Origin of the sequence: Lachnotalea glycerini (genome assembly GCF_003201285.1) — a bacterium.
In the GTDB taxonomy this organism is placed as follows: Bacteria; Bacillota; Clostridia; order Lachnospirales; family Lachnospiraceae; genus Lachnotalea; species Lachnotalea glycerini.
Window position 1 is genome coordinate 407,078 of sequence record NZ_QICS01000002.1, and the last position, 15,370, is coordinate 422,447.

Annotated in this window: 19 protein-coding genes; all 19 read left to right on the plus strand. The window is 38.4% G+C overall.

Annotated features, from left to right (window positions below):
* Positions 1–61: 61 nt before the first annotated feature.
* Complete coding sequence (locus tag C8E03_RS06215; protein WP_094379877.1) at positions 62–412, plus strand: BMC domain-containing protein; 351 nt, start codon at positions 62–64, stop codon at positions 410–412.
* Positions 413–423: 11 nt separating this feature from the next.
* The gene (locus tag C8E03_RS06220; protein ID WP_110290559.1) at positions 424–873 is read left to right on the plus strand and encodes a EutP/PduV family microcompartment system protein; all 450 of its coding nucleotides are present in this window, start codon (positions 424–426) and stop codon (positions 871–873) included.
* A 10-nt stretch (positions 874–883) separates the two neighbouring features.
* Positions 884–1,468, plus strand: coding sequence for an ANTAR domain-containing response regulator (locus C8E03_RS06225; protein WP_094379524.1), 585 nt, complete (start codon positions 884–886; stop codon positions 1,466–1,468).
* Between the two features lie 4 nt (positions 1,469–1,472).
* Positions 1,473–2,894, plus strand: coding sequence for a sensor histidine kinase (locus C8E03_RS06230; protein WP_094379522.1), 1,422 nt, complete (start codon positions 1,473–1,475; stop codon positions 2,892–2,894).
* A gap of 145 nt (positions 2,895–3,039) precedes the next feature.
* On the plus strand, positions 3,040–4,470 hold the full coding sequence (gene eutA / locus C8E03_RS06235) for an ethanolamine ammonia-lyase reactivating factor EutA (RefSeq protein WP_110290560.1): 1,431 nt from the start codon (positions 3,040–3,042) through the stop codon (positions 4,468–4,470).
* Positions 4,471–4,491: 21 nt separating this feature from the next.
* The gene (locus C8E03_RS06240; protein ID WP_110290561.1) at positions 4,492–5,862 is read left to right on the plus strand and encodes an ethanolamine ammonia-lyase subunit EutB; all 1,371 of its coding nucleotides are present in this window, start codon (positions 4,492–4,494) and stop codon (positions 5,860–5,862) included.
* A gap of 19 nt (positions 5,863–5,881) precedes the next feature.
* Positions 5,882–6,775 (plus strand): ethanolamine ammonia-lyase subunit EutC, encoded by an 894-nt coding sequence (eutC, locus tag C8E03_RS06245; RefSeq protein ID WP_094379516.1) that lies wholly within the window; start codon positions 5,882–5,884, stop codon positions 6,773–6,775.
* A 14-nt stretch (positions 6,776–6,789) separates the two neighbouring features.
* A complete protein-coding gene (gene eutL / locus C8E03_RS06250) occupies positions 6,790–7,440 on the plus strand; it encodes an ethanolamine utilization microcompartment protein EutL (RefSeq protein WP_094379514.1) in 651 nt (216 codons plus the stop codon).
* 61 nt (positions 7,441–7,501) lie between these two features.
* Positions 7,502–8,116, plus strand: a complete 615-nt coding sequence (locus C8E03_RS22580; RefSeq protein WP_110290562.1) for a BMC domain-containing protein — start codon at positions 7,502–7,504, stop codon at positions 8,114–8,116.
* 3 nt (positions 8,117–8,119) lie between these two features.
* A complete protein-coding gene (locus tag C8E03_RS06260; RefSeq protein ID WP_094379511.1) occupies positions 8,120–9,595 on the plus strand; it encodes an acetaldehyde dehydrogenase (acetylating) in 1,476 nt (491 codons plus the stop codon).
* 18 nt (positions 9,596–9,613) lie between these two features.
* Positions 9,614–9,898: a BMC domain-containing protein gene (locus tag C8E03_RS06265; RefSeq protein WP_094379509.1), complete on the plus strand. Its 285-nt coding sequence runs from the start codon at positions 9,614–9,616 to the stop codon at positions 9,896–9,898.
* 90 nt (positions 9,899–9,988) lie between these two features.
* The gene (locus C8E03_RS06270) at positions 9,989–10,765 is read left to right on the plus strand and encodes an ATP-binding protein (protein WP_242993435.1); all 777 of its coding nucleotides are present in this window, start codon (positions 9,989–9,991) and stop codon (positions 10,763–10,765) included.
* 16 nt (positions 10,766–10,781) lie between these two features.
* Positions 10,782–11,399, plus strand: a complete 618-nt coding sequence (gene pduL / locus C8E03_RS06275; RefSeq protein ID WP_094379505.1) for a phosphate propanoyltransferase — start codon at positions 10,782–10,784, stop codon at positions 11,397–11,399.
* Between the two features lie 20 nt (positions 11,400–11,419).
* The gene (eutJ, locus tag C8E03_RS06280) at positions 11,420–12,235 is read left to right on the plus strand and encodes an ethanolamine utilization protein EutJ (RefSeq protein WP_094379504.1); all 816 of its coding nucleotides are present in this window, start codon (positions 11,420–11,422) and stop codon (positions 12,233–12,235) included.
* An 18-nt stretch (positions 12,236–12,253) separates the two neighbouring features.
* Positions 12,254–13,006 (plus strand): hypothetical protein, encoded by a 753-nt coding sequence (locus C8E03_RS06285; RefSeq protein ID WP_110290563.1) that lies wholly within the window; start codon positions 12,254–12,256, stop codon positions 13,004–13,006.
* Complete coding sequence (locus C8E03_RS06290; protein ID WP_094379500.1) at positions 13,003–13,320, plus strand: EutN/CcmL family microcompartment protein; 318 nt, start codon at positions 13,003–13,005, stop codon at positions 13,318–13,320. The genes C8E03_RS06285 and C8E03_RS06290 overlap by 4 nt, the downstream gene beginning before the upstream one ends.
* Positions 13,305–14,531, plus strand: a complete 1,227-nt coding sequence (locus C8E03_RS06295) for an ethanolamine utilization protein EutH (RefSeq protein ID WP_094379498.1) — start codon at positions 13,305–13,307, stop codon at positions 14,529–14,531. The genes C8E03_RS06290 and C8E03_RS06295 overlap by 16 nt, the downstream gene beginning before the upstream one ends.
* A 23-nt stretch (positions 14,532–14,554) precedes the next feature.
* A complete protein-coding gene (locus C8E03_RS06300; protein WP_094379496.1) occupies positions 14,555–14,995 on the plus strand; it encodes a cupin domain-containing protein in 441 nt (146 codons plus the stop codon).
* A gap of 69 nt (positions 14,996–15,064) precedes the next feature.
* Positions 15,065–15,265: a hypothetical protein gene (locus C8E03_RS06305; protein ID WP_242993438.1), complete on the plus strand. Its 201-nt coding sequence runs from the start codon at positions 15,065–15,067 to the stop codon at positions 15,263–15,265.
* The last annotated feature ends 105 nt before the right edge of the window (positions 15,266–15,370 follow it).

The following is a 15,370-nucleotide window of genomic DNA, read 5'->3' on the forward strand; positions in this document are numbered from 1 at the left end:
AGGTATGTACCTAGGAGTTTTTTATGTGCATTTTTACAAAAATGGAAAGACGGAGGTATTCATGACAGAATTCGATAGTAAAACTAGAATTATACAGGAGTTTGTACCTGGAAAACAGGTTACTCTGGCTCATGTAATTGCCAATCCAGTTAACAGTCTATATGGAAAGATGGGATTGATTGACGGAAATGGCTCTATCGGTATATTTACCATTACCCCCAGTGAAGGGGCAATTATTGCGGCGGATGTTGCAAGCAAAGCAGCAGATGTTAGTATAGGATTTGTTGACCGATTTAATGGTTCTTTGGTAATAACAGGTGATGTGTCGGCGGTAGAAGCAGCTTTGCATGATGTCATGCACGTTCTTTGTGATGAAATGGGTTTTTCACCGGCTACTATAACCAAATCATAAGGAGATCCAAAATGAAAGTAAACAAAAAAATAATTTTGATTGGAAGAACTCGCGCTGGAAAAACTACTCTATGCCAGTACTTGAATCAAGAGGATTTAGTTTACCATAAAACACAGACTGTACACGTGGTAAACGGATGTATGATTGATACTCCGGGTGAGTATCTGGAGCGTACGAATTACCGTGGAGCACTTATGGTAACCTCTGCAGATGCAGATGTTATTCTGTTTGTACAGGATGCTACAGAAGACGGAACAATGTTTCCGCCTGCTTATGCAGGCTCCTTTGCCAAACATGCAATCGGAATTGTCACGAAGAGTGATATTGCGACAAAAAAGCAATTGGAAGAGGCGACAGAGCATTTGGAAATGGCTGGTGTAAAAGACATATTTATTACAAGCAGTGTCGAAGGAACCGGATTTGATGAATTATTTCGGTACTTGGATAACATTTCGAAATGAGGTGGAGCCAATGGAAAAGATAGAAAAAAGTGTTGTAATAATTGATGATGAACCAATAACAAGAATGGACTTACGGGAAATGCTTGAAAATCAAGGCTATCGTGTAATGGGTGAAGCCGCAGATGGTTTTGATGCAATTGAACTATGCAGACAGTATTTGCCGGATGTTGTTTTGTTAGATGTAAAAATGCCTTTGTTAGATGGATTATCAGCAGCGCGGGTAATTAATAATGAAAATCTTGCGGGTACTATAATTATGTTAACAGCTTATAATGAAAAGGAATTTGTTAACGAGGCAAAGATAAGTGGTGTTGGAGGATATTTGGTTAAGCCAATTGAGGAAACACAGCTGATTCCAAATATTGAGATTGCAGTAGCGAGAAATATGGAATTTCAAAAGCTTCGAAAGGAATTTGAGAAAGTGTCGGAGCGATTGGAAAATCGCAGGTTGATTGAGCAAGCTAAGGGAATTGTTATGGACAAAAAAGGTATTAGTGAGCAGGAAGCCTATGATCATATTCGTAAATTAAGCCAAATGAAGAATATTTCTATGAAAAGGGTATCGGAAATTATCTTATCAAACACAGGAGTATAGATATATGGACCGAATTGAAGAACTATGCAGACAGTATACCGATTTAAGTGATGATGAAATCATGAATATCCGTATGATGTCTAATATGTTACAGCCCCTTGCTAATCTGGAAGATGCAGATGTTTTCATAGACTCACCCTGTCGCAATGGAGATGCAATTGTGCTTGCTGAGGCAAAGCCATCAGGTGTTCCATCTTCCTATCAAGGCAGCGTAGTCGGGATGCTTGCAAAGAGAGAAAATGAGCCTGCTGTAGCAAGAACATTGTCCCTTGGAATTTCAACCAAGCATATGAAAGCACTGACACAAGAGAGTAATCATGTAATACAGTCCGTTGAGCCAATTATAAGAGGTGAGAGGACTATCGGGGTACTTATTAGTGAAAGAAGAGTAGACGAACAGTATCTTGCTAGTCGGCGATTGCATTTATCTAAAAATAGTTTCGAAAAAATGGCGGATGTTTTAACTAATATTGAGAATAATAATGCATGGTTGACGGAGTGTATTGAAGAAGGATTATTATTGATTAATAAAGAAAGAACGGTTATATTTCGCAATTCAGTTGCCAAGGATTTATATAAAAATCTTGGTTATGTAGAGGATGTACTAGGTCAGATTTATGATAATATATGTTTGGTTGTACCCGAATATCAGAATGAAAGATCAAAAGATTCCTCTGTTGAGACAACAATAGGCAAACATACATTGTGTATACGTCATGTGAAGCTTGATAGAGAAGAGCTTGAATTGGCCGTTGTGATAAGGGATATGACTTGGATCAGAGAGCAGGAAAAAGAACTGATATTGAAATCCGTGGTAGTCAAAGAAATGCATCACAGAGTGAAGAATAATTTACAAACGGTTGCATCCTTGCTTCGAATCCAGTCCAGACATTGCGATAATGAGTTGACAAGACTCGTCTTAGGAGAGACGATGGAGCGAATTCTAGCCATTTCAGCAACTCATCAGCTCTTAGCACAAAATGGGGTAGATCAGGTAAATATCAAAGAAGTGCTGCAAACTATTTGCAATAATACGCTTCGATATAATGCATCGCCCGGTTTTGATATTGACTTAACGATAGAAGGGGATGATTTTGAAGTAGATTCTGATGTTTCCACTTCGGTTGCCCTGATAGTAAATGAGTTATTGCAAAATTCTTTAAAGTATGCATTTACTAAGAAAAGTTCTGGTAAGGTAAAGGTTATTGTAACCTATGGTGTTTTATATTCGGAAATATCTATTGTGGATGATGGTATTGGATTTAATGTTAATTCAATTAGAAGAGAAAGTCTTGGACTGAATATAGTAAAATCCTTGGTAAAAGACAGACTAAATGGATCAATAGAAATAAAATCCTCAAAAGATGGAACTTTTGTTAGTTTTCAATTTTTAAACCAAATAATGGAAAGTGCCAGTGTAACGTAGCATTGGCAACGGTAACCGAGCGTTGAAGTCCGGGAAGTGTAAAGATATTTTTTGCACCCCTGGATTTTTTTGTTTATATAAAAGATTTTTATCTCTTCTGATTTAATAATTAAAAGAAATTAGTTGCAGAAAGGAGTGTGAGAATGTGCAAGAGATAATTATAAGTGTGGGTATTGACATTGGAACTTCTACCACACAATTGATTTTTAGCCGGATAACCATAGAAAATTTGGCCAGCAGTTATACCGTACCCAGAATTTCCATTGTAAATAAAGAAGTAATATATCGAAGTGAGATTTATTTTACACCATTAAAATCGTTAACAGAAATTGATGCAAACGAGATTGAGCGAATTGTAAAGCAGGAATACAAAAATGCAGGAATAACCCCTGAAATGCTAAAAACCGGAGCGGTTATTATAACAGGAGAAACTGCCAGAAAGAAAAATGCGGATGAAGTACTTAAGAAATTGAGCAATCTGGCAGGTGACTTTGTAGTGGCAACGGCAGGACCTGATTTGGAATCGGTACTTTCAGCGAAAGGTGCGGGATCGGACAAGCTTTCTAAGGAAGAAAAGCTTACCGTGGCAAATTTGGACATTGGTGGAGGAACCACAAATATCGCTGTTTTTAAAAAGGGAATAATTGCCGCAACTTCGTGTCTGGATATTGGTGGCAGACTGATTAAAATTGAAGATGGGAAAATTTCTTATATTTACCCTAAAATCAAAGAATTGGCACAGAGCAATCAGATTCATATAGAAGTGGGAGAAAAGGCAGAGGTTGATAAATTGGAACAGATTTGTACTCTAATGGCAGAGCAGCTTTCTATGGCAATCAATAGAAGTACAAGAACCAATCAACATGCCGGAATTTATACCAATGAGGGAAAGCCACTGCCTGAGGAATTGGAGATTCAGGGACTAACCTTTTCAGGAGGCGTAGCGGACTATGTTTACCATCCGGCAGATGATGATTGGTTTCGATATGGGGATATCGGTGTCTTACTTGGAAAGGCAATTCTTAAGAATGACGGCATTAAAAAGGTACAGCAGTTTCAGGCAGTCGAAACTATACGAGCAACAGTTGTGGGTGCCGGAACACACACCACAGAGGTAAGTGGCAGTACCATTACTTATGAAAGAGAAAGACTACCCATTAAGAATATGCCGGTATTAAAAATACCTGAGGAAGAGGAAATGGATTTAGAAGCCGTTACAGCCTCTTTGATAAAGCAAATTCCTCTTTTTTACACAGAGGGTAAATTAGAACAACTTGTTATTGCACTCTCTGGTAATTTTCATACTAGTTTTGCCAGTGTTCAGGAACTGGCAGAGGCCATATTAAAAGGATCACAAGAAATTGTCAAAAGTGAGTTTCCTATTGTGATTGCTGTCGAGAACGATATTGGAAAAGTTCTTGGAAATGCAATTAAAGTTATGCTGGAATGCAGAAAGGATGTGGTATGTATTGATGGAATCCATGCTGGTAGCGGCGACTACCTTGATATTGGAGAACCAATTGCAAATGGACGGGTAGTACCTGTAGTTACTAAGACATTAATTTTTAACTCATAAATAAAGAAAGAGGTGAATTACTTGATTCTAAGAACTAAACTATTTGGTCATAACTATGAATTTAAATCGCTAAGAGAAGTTATGGCAAAAGCAAATGAAGAAAAATCAGGTGACAAATTAGCGGGAATCGCAGCAGAATCTGCGGAAGAAAGAGTAGCTGCCAAAGTGGTGCTATCCCATATTACTTTGGAGGATTTGAGAAATAATCCGGCTGTTCCTTATGAAGAGGATGAAGTAACAAGAATTATTCAAGACGATGTAAATGAAGCAATCTATAATGAAATTAAAAGTTGGACAGTTGCACAGTTTCGCGAATGGATTCTGGATATACAAACAACTGGCTCGATGATTCAAAGAATTTCACGTGGTATTACCAGTGAGATGGTTGCGGCAGTTTGTAAATTAATGAGTAATTTGGATTTGATTTATGCAGCCAGTAAGATTCGTATCATCGCTCATTGTAATACAACCATTGGTTTACCTGGAACATTTTCTTCCAGACTCCAGCCAAATCATACAACAGATAATCCAAAGGGAATTATGGCATCTGTTATGGAAGGCTTCAGCGTTGGATGCGGTGACGCAGTGCTTGGATTGAATCCTGTAGATGATTCGGCAGAGAGCGTTGCTCGTATTTTAAAGAGCTTTGATGAATTTAAAAATAAGTGGGAAGTACCTACACAGATTTGTGTATTGGCTCATGTTACTACCCAGACAGAAGCAGCAGATAAATTTAATGCACCAATTGACTTGATGTTCCAGTCTATAGCAGGTTCCCAAAAGGGAAATGAAGCATTTGGACTTACTGCACAGATGCTTGAAGACGGACGCCAGATGATGTTAAAGAAAGGTACCAGTACAGGACCAAACGTAATGTACTTTGAAACAGGACAAGGTTCTGAATTATCTTCCGAAGCACATCACGGATGGGATCAGGTAACGATGGAGGCAAGATGCTATGGTTTTGCTAAAAGATATCAGCCATTCTTAGTAAATACAGTAGTAGGCTTTATCGGACCGGAATATCTGTATGATTCCAAGCAGGTTATCCGTGCAGGTCTTGAAGACCATTTCATGGGCAAACTGACCGGATTGCCGATGGGTTGTGATGCATGCTATACCAACCATATGAAAGCAGATCAAAATGATATTGAGAATCTTGCAATGCTTTTGGCATCAGCAGGTTGCAATTATATCATGGGTGTGCCTCAAGGCGATGACTGTATGCTTATGTATCAGTGTACTGGTTTCCATGAAGCAGCGGCACTGAGAGAAATTCTTGGACTTCGTCCGATTAGAGAATTTGAATTATGGATGGAAAAAATGGGATTCATGGAAAATGGCAAATTAACTCCACTTGCAGGAGATGCATCAGTATTCATGAAAAAGTAGAGAGGAGGTGCAAGGCACAATGAATGAAAATGATTTGAGAAAAGTTATTGAACAAGTTTTAGTTGAAATGAATGGAGCAGGTAAAGAAATTTCTGAAGATGTTGTAAAAGAAACCGTTTTAGCAGCAAGTACAGCTACAAAAGTTGAGGAGGGATTTATTCCTGACGTAACAGAGGTAGATATCAGAAAGCAATATCTGGTAGAAGAACCGGTAAACAAAGAAGATTATTACGAATTAAAGCAATATGCTCCATGTCGTCTTGGAATCGGAAAAGCTGGAGCAAGATACAAAACAGATCCTATGCTTCAGTTTCGTGCGGCTCACTCCGCAGCACAGGATGCCGTATTCTCTGATGTAGATCATGAATTTATTGACAAAATGGGGTTATTAACTGTTCAAACACAGTGTGATAACAAGGATGTTTATTTAACCAGACCGGATCTTGGCAGAAAACTCTCGGAAGAGAGTGCTAAATCGATAGCAGAAAAATGTAAGAAAAATCCTACGGTTCAGATTTATGTATCAGATGGCTTAAGCTCTGCTGCAGTAGCTGCAAATATAGCAGATGTATTACCTGGTATTATGCAGGGATTAAAAAGTTATGGAATAGAAACAGGTACTCCATTCTTTGTAAAGTATGGACGAGTTGGCGTTATGGATCAAGTTTCAGAAATCACTGGTGCAGAAGTAACTTGTGTATTGATTGGAGAAAGACCAGGCCTTATTACTGCCGAATCTATGTCAGCTTACATTGCATATAAAGCAACAATAGGTATGCCGGAGGCAAGAAGAACTGTAGTTTCCAATATTCACAGAGCTGGAACAATACCAGCAGAAGCTGGAGCACATATAGCAGAAATTATTAAGCTTATGTTAGAGAAAAAAGCCAGTGGTACAGATTTAAAACTGTAAAGGAGGAACGAAAAATGAAAAGAGATCCATTAAGAGCAAGCGTACTTGCTACAAAAATTATTCCAAATATTAGTCCCGAAATGGCGAAAGAACTAAATCTTGAACCGGATCAGAAGTCATTAGCATTAATTACAGCAGATTGTGATGATGTAACTTATACTGCTTTGGATGAGGCAACCAAAAAAGCGGCAGTACAAGTAGTATATGCTAAAAGTTTTTATGGTGGTGCAGCTAACGCAAACACTAAATTAGCCGGAGAAGTAATTGGTATTTTAGCAGGACCAAATCCAGCAGAAGTAAGAAGCGGTTTAGAAGCAGCTGTAGACGTAATAGAGAGAGATGCTTATTTTATCTCTGCAAATGAAGATGATTCCATAGCTTATTATGCTCATTGTATTTCACGTACCGGTTCCTATTTGTCAAATGGTGCAGGAATCAGAGAAGGGGAAGCATTGGCATACTTGATTGCACCTCCATTGGAAGCAATGTATGGCGTGGATGCTGCTTTAAAAGCAGCAGATGTTAAAATGTGTGTACTTTATGCACCACCTTCAGAAACTAACTTTGGTGGGGCTTTGCTTACTGGAAGTCAATCTGCATGTAAAGCCGCTTGCGAAGCATTTGCAGCAGCTGTGGAATTTGTAGCAGACAACCCTAAGGCATAATAACTTACCTAAGAGCAGAAAATCTCTATATAAATAAGGAGAATAAACGGAGGTAGGTTGAATGAATGCGTTAGGAATGGTAGAAGTCTATGGGTATTTAACCGCTGTAGCAGCTCTTGATACTGCACTAAAGGCAGCAGATGTACATCTTATAGATGTAACCAAGGTAAAAGGCGGGTTGGTAACTGTGCTGATAACGGGAGACGTCGGAGCTGTGAAAGCAGCTATTGAAGCTTCTTCAATAGAAGCAGAACGGGTTGGAAAAGTCGTTTCTGTACATGTAATACCAAGACCGGCGGATTCCATTGAAGCTTTGGTTAATGTAAGAAAAGTAGATAAAGTCATAACCAAAGAATTAATGGAAGAAAATCCAAAGATAGAAGAAAACCCAAAGATAGAAGAAAATCTGAAGATAGAAGAAAGTCCGAAGATTACAAAAAATTCGAAAGAAGAAAAGAGTTCAGCGGAATTAAAGGAACAGCAGGCAAAGGAAACTTCTAATGCAAAGAGTAATCTGAATATTACCGCAGAATCAATGAAGGCAATGACTGTTGAGAAATTGAGAAATCTTGCACGCCAGCTTAAAATCACTAACATGACGCGCAATGAAATTAAGTTTGCAAATAAAAGTCAGCTGATACAGTCAATCAGCAGCTTCTTAGAACAGGAGAGATAATTTATGCAGTTATATGATAAAGATCTGCTGTCAGTGCAGGAGGTCAGGGACTTAGTAGAGAAGGCAAAAGAAGCCCAAGAGGAACTAGGTCATTACAGCCAAGGAGAGGTTGACCAACTTGTAAAGTCAATCGCATATGCAGGGGTAAGAAATGCACAACGTCTTGCAGAACTGGCAAATAAAGAAACTGGTTTCGGTATTGTCGCAGATAAAGTAGTAAAAAATGTGTTTGCAAGTAAAGGTGTATATGAACACATTAAGAATATGAGGACAATCGGAGAGATTGGCAGAGATGAGGAGAAAAAATTACGTACGATCGCAATTCCGGTAGGTGTCATTGCAGGAATTATTCCGTCTACGAATCCTACCTCTACAGTATTATATAAAGCGGAAATAGCAATAAAATCAGGAAATTCAATTATATTTTCCCCACATCCTAGTGCATTGAATTGTATTCTGGAAACAGTAAAAGTTATCCGACAGGCAATTTCAGAGGCAGGGGGCAATGAAAATCTGGTAGCTTGTATTACCATTCCTACCATGCAGGCAACTGACAATTTGATGAAACATCCAGATATTTCATTGATTTTAGCAACAGGCGGTTCTGCTATGGTACGTGCAGCTTATTCATCAGGAACACCAGCAATTGGTGTCGGACCGGGTAACGGACCTGCATATATTGAAAAAACAGCGGATCTTTCACAGGCAGTAAAACGAATTATGGATTCAAAGACCTTTGACAACGGAACAATTTGTGCATCTGAACAGTCAGTTATTTGTGATACAGAGATGGCAGATGAAGTTCAAAAAGAAATGGAACGACAAGGTGCTTATTTCCTATCGGAAGAAGAGAGCGCGAAACTGGGACATTTTATTCTTCGTGCTAATGGTACCATGAATCCTGCTATTGTTGGAAAAAGTGTGCAAACTATTGCAGAGCTTTCCGGCTTGAGTATTCCACAAAATGCTCGTGTTATCGTTGCAAAAGAGGACGGAATCGGAAGAGGACATCCATATTCCAATGAGAAGCTTGCACCGATTCTTGCATTTTACACTGCAGAGAATTATGAAAAGGTATGCGATATTGTTCAAAAAATTCTTCATTATGAAGGAGCTGGACACACCTTTAGTATGCATACTCAGGATGAGCGTATCGTAGAATATTTTTCAATGCGTGCACCTGCATCCAGAATTCTTGTTAATACTCCAAGTGCATTAGGAGGAATTGGCGGTTCTACCGGCCTTATGCCTGCTCTGACTCTGGGATGTGGAGCAATTGGAGGAAGTGCTACTTCAGAAAACGTGGGTCCAATGAATTTATTAAATCTTCGTTATGTAGCATTTGGATTACGAGAATTAGATCAAATCCGTAAGGATATTCCATCTAAAGAGGATGGAGCGCTAGCTATGGCAGACATAAATAGTGTATCAGTAGAAAAAATTGTGAAAAAAATAATCGAGCGGTTACAAACTGCATAATTAAAGGAGGATATTATTATGGCAATGCAACAAGCGTTAGGAATGATTGAAACAAGAGGTTTAGTAGCATCAATTGAGGCAGCAGATGCAATGGTTAAGGCAGCAAATGTAACTTTAATAGGAAAAGAACACGTTGGTGGCGGTTTAGTAACCGTTATGGTACGCGGTGATGTTGGTGCAGTTAAAGCATCTGTAGATGCAGGTGCTGCAGCAGCTGAACGCGTAGGCGAGTTAGTATCTATTCATGTAATTCCAAGACCTCATGAAGAAGTACAGGTAATTTTACCAAAAGCTGGTGAATAAGTAAAATTCCGGAAGCCGTAGCTGCATACAAAGGCATATTGAGTGTTTTTGTATAGCAGCAGCTTCAATTAGGAGGTGGCGCATTTGAAGGTGATAACAGAAGCAATCATTCGGGAAGAACTTAAGGCAAAGGAGCCGGAAATCTACTATGTAGAAGAAGGAAAACTGCTCTCACCGGCTGCGCGTGAATATTTGCACCAGCGCAGGATTAAAATCGGAACAAAAGAAGAAAAAGAAATGCTTGGACAAAAAAGTCAGAATCCAGTAAAAGAAGAGGAAAAGGCAACAGTACCAGAACAAAAGGTACAAATCCCTAAATATACTGACTATGAGACAGGTGCTTTTTATCTGGAAAAGCCCGAGCACATGACCCAATTATCAGGAAATGTATTGGTAGCAAAAAATCATCCCCGTATCTATTTTAGAGGTAAGTTGGATAGCCTTCAGGCCTTGGTTATTTTGTCACAGGCAATGCTTGCAGAAGACCAGGGAAGTAGAAAAATTATAGAGGATTTAAATGATATTAAGAGAGTGCTAATGGAAATCATGCGCTGTGATGTTTTGGATATTAAATTTGAAAATCATTCTGTTATAGGTCTGGATCATGAGCAGCTTAGAGCACGCTCTCACGATCCACAGAAATTTTTCAATATCAAACAAATGATGATGCCTGATTATACAATGGGTAAAACCTATGCAATTTTAAATCATCTAAGAACAGCAATCAGAGAAACAGAGGTTGCTGGAACTACTGCATTTCTTGAAGGTGCTAAGTGTACCAGAAGTGATATTATAGAAGAATTGAATCGACTGTCTAGTGCCATACATATTATGATGTGTATGTATCTGGCAGGTTTGTACAAATAAACGGGAGGCAGATGAATTGGAAAAAATAATTGAGGCCGTATTGGACTCCATTCCCAAAATGGGACTTGTCGAGGTAGAGGTTTCTGCAAGGCATGTTCATTTATCCCAACATGATTTGGAAATTTTGTTTGGCGATAAGGCAATGCTGACACCAAAGAGAGATTTATCACAAATTGGACAATTTTTATCTGAGGAAAGAGTTAATCTTATTGGTCCTAAAGGAAGAAAAGAAAGAATAGCAGTTTTGGGACCGGTAAGAGGAGATACACAGGTTGAATTATCCAAAAATGATTGCGTTGATTTGGGAGTAAAAGCTCCACTAAGAGAGTCTGGAGATGTAGAAGGCTCAGGTTCAATCGTAATTGAAGGACCATGTGCATCTATTGAGATAAAGCAGGGAGTAATCATCGCACACAAACATGTGCATGTACCTACGGATCTTGCAAAAACGCTGGGATTTAAAGATAAGCAGAGGGTAAGCGTCCAGATATTTAGTGGGCGTCCTGTAATTTTCAAAGACGTAATTATACGAATCAGTGATATGGCAAGATTTCGTATGCATATTGATTTTGATGAAGCAAATGCTGCCGCTGTAAGTGGATTTACACTAGGGCAGATTTTGTGGAAGAAATAGATTTTGAAGGAGATAGCAGAATGGATTTGGAACAAGTGAATGCTTACATGGCAATGGTAGAGAAATCAGAGACAACAACGAATAAACCAATAGGAAATAAATTAAAGGTTGGACTTGATCTTGGAACAGCATATATTGTTATTGTAGTTTTGGATGAAGAAAATAATCCGGTTGCCTGTGAAAAACAGGCAGCAAGCGTACTTCGAGATGGTGTGGTAGTGGATTATCCAGGTGCACTTACGATTGTTCGAAATTTAAAAGAAAAACTAGAAGCGCGTCTTGGTTGTGAACTTATTTCTTGTGCCATTGCGATGCCGGCAGGAACTGAAAGCAGTATCCGCACTCATCAGTATGTAGCGGAAGGTGCAGGTTTTGAAGTAACCAATGTGTTGGACGAACCCACTGCAGCTAATTCCATCTATCAGATTCAGGATGGAGTGGTAGTTGACATCGGGGGAGGTACCACTGGTCTTGCTATCTTCCAGAATGGAAAAGTAACAAGGATTGAAGATGAAGCCACAGGTGGAACACATGTATCTTTGGTAATTGCAGGGAATTATCACGTTAGTTTTAATGAGGCAGAAGCAATCAAGCAGGATTATAAAAGGCATAAGGAAATCTTTCCGGTAGTAAAACCTGTCATAGAGAAAATGGCTGTTATTATTAATCAGTATGTGAATAAGGATGAGATTGATACCATTTATCTATGCGGAGGTACCTGCTGCTTGACGGGAATGGAAGAAGTTATTGAGAAAAAGGTCGGTATCAGAACGGTAAAGGCAGACAATCCATTCCTTGTTACACCTGCTGGTATTGCAATGAATTGTAAAATTTAACAAAGAGGAGGCGGCCAAATGGACGAAGCATTAGTAGATGAGATATTGAAACGTGTACTAGAAGCAATGAAAGACAGTCAAGAACCGCTTAATGCAGATGAAAAAGACAATAAGGAAAAAATTTTAATTCTGTCCCCCGAGCATCAAGAGGGATGTCATGAAATATTGGAAAATCCTGAATTGTTAAAGTATTATCAGATGGAATGTGCACTTACTAAAAATTATGATTTGGATCTTAACGAGTATCAGGCAGTTATTCTATGCAACTTAACGAATACCTTATTAGGCAAGTTGTGTGGAGGAATTTTTGATTCACCGTTTCTGAATCTGGCATCTCAGGCAATCCTAACTGGAAAAAAGATTTATATTCCTAAACAAGAAGTTGTAATTTATCAATATAAAGATAGTGCGCCAAAGGCTTACTATAAAATGATGCTTGATAAAATAAGCTTTTTACAGGAATCTGGTATTTCATTTGTAGATCATGATCAGCTTTTGAATATCCTAGAACAAAGGGATGCAGATGCTAAAAAGATAACTGAGCAGGTTAATCCTGCAAAAGCGAAAGTTACATCAGAAAAGCCGGTGGTAATTGACAAAAAAATTATTACAGAGAAGGATATTGAAAGAGCATATGAAAACGGTGCGGTTTTTATATGTATTTCTAAAAAAAGTATTCTAAGTGACCTGGCTAAGGAATATGCGAGAAAAAGAAATATAGAAATTCAAAGAAGTGAATGCTGTTCAGGAAATGCGGGGTTAAGCCTATGAAAATCGGTATAGTAATAGGCAATGTCTGGTCTACCAAGAAAGAGCAGAAACTTTCAGGACTTAAGTTGCTTATTGTCCAGCCCATAAATATTGTGGACGGTTCAACGAACAGCAGTCCGATAATTGTAGCAGATATCATTGGAGCAGGACGGGGAGAAATTGTTATTATTGCTGGTGGAAGTTCTGCCAGAAAAGCTGCCGGAGACTCGGAAATACCAGTGGATGCTACTGTTGTCGGTATTGTAGATGGAAGTGATATTGATAGTAGCTTAATTAATGAAAAGCAGGAGGAAAATATATGTTCCAAGAATTAATTGATAATATTACAAATATTAGTGTTTTTACGGATAGCTTTAGTGATTGGATATCTAGTCTTTCCATCAATAAGGTAATCATATTTATTATGATGATTTTTATGATTGTAGGAGCAGTAGATAAGATTCGCGGTAACAAAAAAGGATATGGAGAACAGTTTGATGAAGGATTTAATGCGATGGGTCCTTTGGCTATTGCAATGGCGGGTGTAGTAGCAGCAGCACCAGTTCTTGCTATTGTGTTAAAACCTATTATCGTACCTATTTATAATTTAGTTGGTGCGGATTCTTCAATGTTTGCAACCACACTTTTAGCCTGTGATATGGGTGGATATCCACTGGCTATGCAGTTGGCAGCTAATGAGTCTATTGGAAATTTTTCCGGATTAATATTAGGAACTATGATGGGTCCTACAATTGTTTTTACGATTCCGGTAGCTCTTTCTATAATTAAAAAGGAAGACAGACCATTTCTAGGTGCAGGTATTCTTGCAGGTATGATTACGATTCCAATTGGATGTATCGTAGGTGGTCTTGCAATGAATATGACACAATACAAAATTGGTTTTGGTACAATATTAGTCAACTTGATTCCTGTTATTATCATAGCAGCTCTTATTGTAGCAGGACTTTGGTTTGCACCACAGAAGATGATTAATGGATTTAATAAATTCGGTACCGGAGTTACTGTATTGATTACAATATTTACAGCAATTGCTGTATTTGAGTACCAAACAGGTATTAAGTTTCCGTTGATGAATATTATGGTGGAAGAAAATGCAGACGGCGTAATTCCTTTAGAGTCAGGTCTATTAGTATGTGGACAGATCGCTATTGTATTAATCGGAGCGTTTCCTATGGTAAAATGGATTACAAATACTTTCGGTGGCGCATTGAAAAAAGTGGGCTCAGCGCTTGGTATGGATGAGAATGGTTCAGCAGGACTGGTTGCCAACCTTGCAAATAATATTGCGATGTTTAATATTATGGGAGATATGAATCCAAAAGGAAAATTATTAAATGTAGCATTTGCTGTATCGGCTGCTTTCGTGTTTGGTGATCACTTAGGCTTTACGGCAGGAGTGAATTCAGAGATGATATTCCCAGTTGTTTTAGGTAAACTGGTAGCTGGTATTACTGCGCTTATTTTGGCTAATGCTCTTGCTCCAATGCTTCTTTCAAAAATTCAATCAACCAAGACAGAAGAATAAGTAGTAAAAAGGAGAGTAGGACAATGAATATAAGTGAAGAAATGATCAAACAAATAGTGGAAACGGTATTAAAGGAATCTCTTGCAGATAAATACCAATCCAGTGAAGAAAAGGAAAAGGATCCAAGCGGAATCATTCTAATAAAGTCAGATAAGATTAAATGTGAACCTTTTAGTGACACACCAGGAGTTAAGCTAAAGGATGTGGTTACGCTTGAGGAGGCTCCAAGAATGGGTGCCGGAATTATGGAATTGGATCATACCAGTTTTGAATGGACACTAACTTATGATGAGTATGATATGGTGATAGACGGAGAATTAGAAATTGAGATTGATGGACGTGTTGTAATCGGACATCCGAACGATATTATTTATATTCCGAAGGGAAGCCATATACATTTTCAAACAAAATCGACAGCAAGATATGCATATTTTGTTTACCCTGCTGATTGGCAGTCACAATAAAACGAAAATATTAAAATATATATGCATGAAGAAGCGCCTCTTTACTTTCATAAAGTGGTGCTTTTTTATGTGTGCGTGTGTCCAGCGAAGCTGGACCATGCCTGCAGGTGTAAGTCCGGTCACGGTAATCGCCTACTCTATCAGGCATTAACAAAGGAAAATCTAAACCGTGCCTATAAAAAGGTAGCCAATAAAGGTGCTAGTGGGATAGATGAAGTTACAGTTGAAGAATGGGAAACTATATCAGAGAAAATCAGGAAACAATCATAATTTCACTTAGAAACAGGTAAAACAAACTGAAGAGAAACTCAAGAAATACTGAAGAGAAACTCAAGAAATATTGAAGTGAAACTCAAGAAATACTTTATTGACAAT

What these genes read in the sequence shown, in the direction of transcription:
- C8E03_RS06300 (WP_094379496.1), top strand. Translation starts at nt 14,555, where the DNA reads ATGAATATAAGTGAAGAAATGATCAAACAAATAGTGGAAACGGTATTA.
- C8E03_RS06220 (WP_110290559.1), top strand. Translation starts at nt 424, where the DNA reads ATGAAAGTAAACAAAAAAATAATTTTGATTGGAAGAACTCGCGCTGGA.
- C8E03_RS06265 (WP_094379509.1), top strand. Translation starts at nt 9,614, where the DNA reads ATGGCAATGCAACAAGCGTTAGGAATGATTGAAACAAGAGGTTTAGTA.
- eutL (WP_094379514.1), top strand. Translation starts at nt 6,790, where the DNA reads ATGAAAAGAGATCCATTAAGAGCAAGCGTACTTGCTACAAAAATTATT.
- C8E03_RS06290 (WP_094379500.1), top strand. Translation starts at nt 13,003, where the DNA reads ATGAAAATCGGTATAGTAATAGGCAATGTCTGGTCTACCAAGAAAGAG.
- C8E03_RS06295 (WP_094379498.1), top strand. Translation starts at nt 13,305, where the DNA reads ATGTTCCAAGAATTAATTGATAATATTACAAATATTAGTGTTTTTACG.
- C8E03_RS06225 (WP_094379524.1), top strand. Translation starts at nt 884, where the DNA reads ATGGAAAAGATAGAAAAAAGTGTTGTAATAATTGATGATGAACCAATA.
- eutC (WP_094379516.1), top strand. Translation starts at nt 5,882, where the DNA reads ATGAATGAAAATGATTTGAGAAAAGTTATTGAACAAGTTTTAGTTGAA.
- C8E03_RS06230 (WP_094379522.1), top strand. Translation starts at nt 1,473, where the DNA reads ATGGACCGAATTGAAGAACTATGCAGACAGTATACCGATTTAAGTGAT.
- eutJ (WP_094379504.1), top strand. Translation starts at nt 11,420, where the DNA reads ATGGATTTGGAACAAGTGAATGCTTACATGGCAATGGTAGAGAAATCA.
- C8E03_RS06285 (WP_110290563.1), top strand. Translation starts at nt 12,254, where the DNA reads ATGGACGAAGCATTAGTAGATGAGATATTGAAACGTGTACTAGAAGCA.
- C8E03_RS06215 (WP_094379877.1), top strand. Translation starts at nt 62, where the DNA reads ATGACAGAATTCGATAGTAAAACTAGAATTATACAGGAGTTTGTACCT.
- C8E03_RS06260 (WP_094379511.1), top strand. Translation starts at nt 8,120, where the DNA reads ATGCAGTTATATGATAAAGATCTGCTGTCAGTGCAGGAGGTCAGGGAC.
- C8E03_RS22580 (WP_110290562.1), top strand. Translation starts at nt 7,502, where the DNA reads ATGAATGCGTTAGGAATGGTAGAAGTCTATGGGTATTTAACCGCTGTA.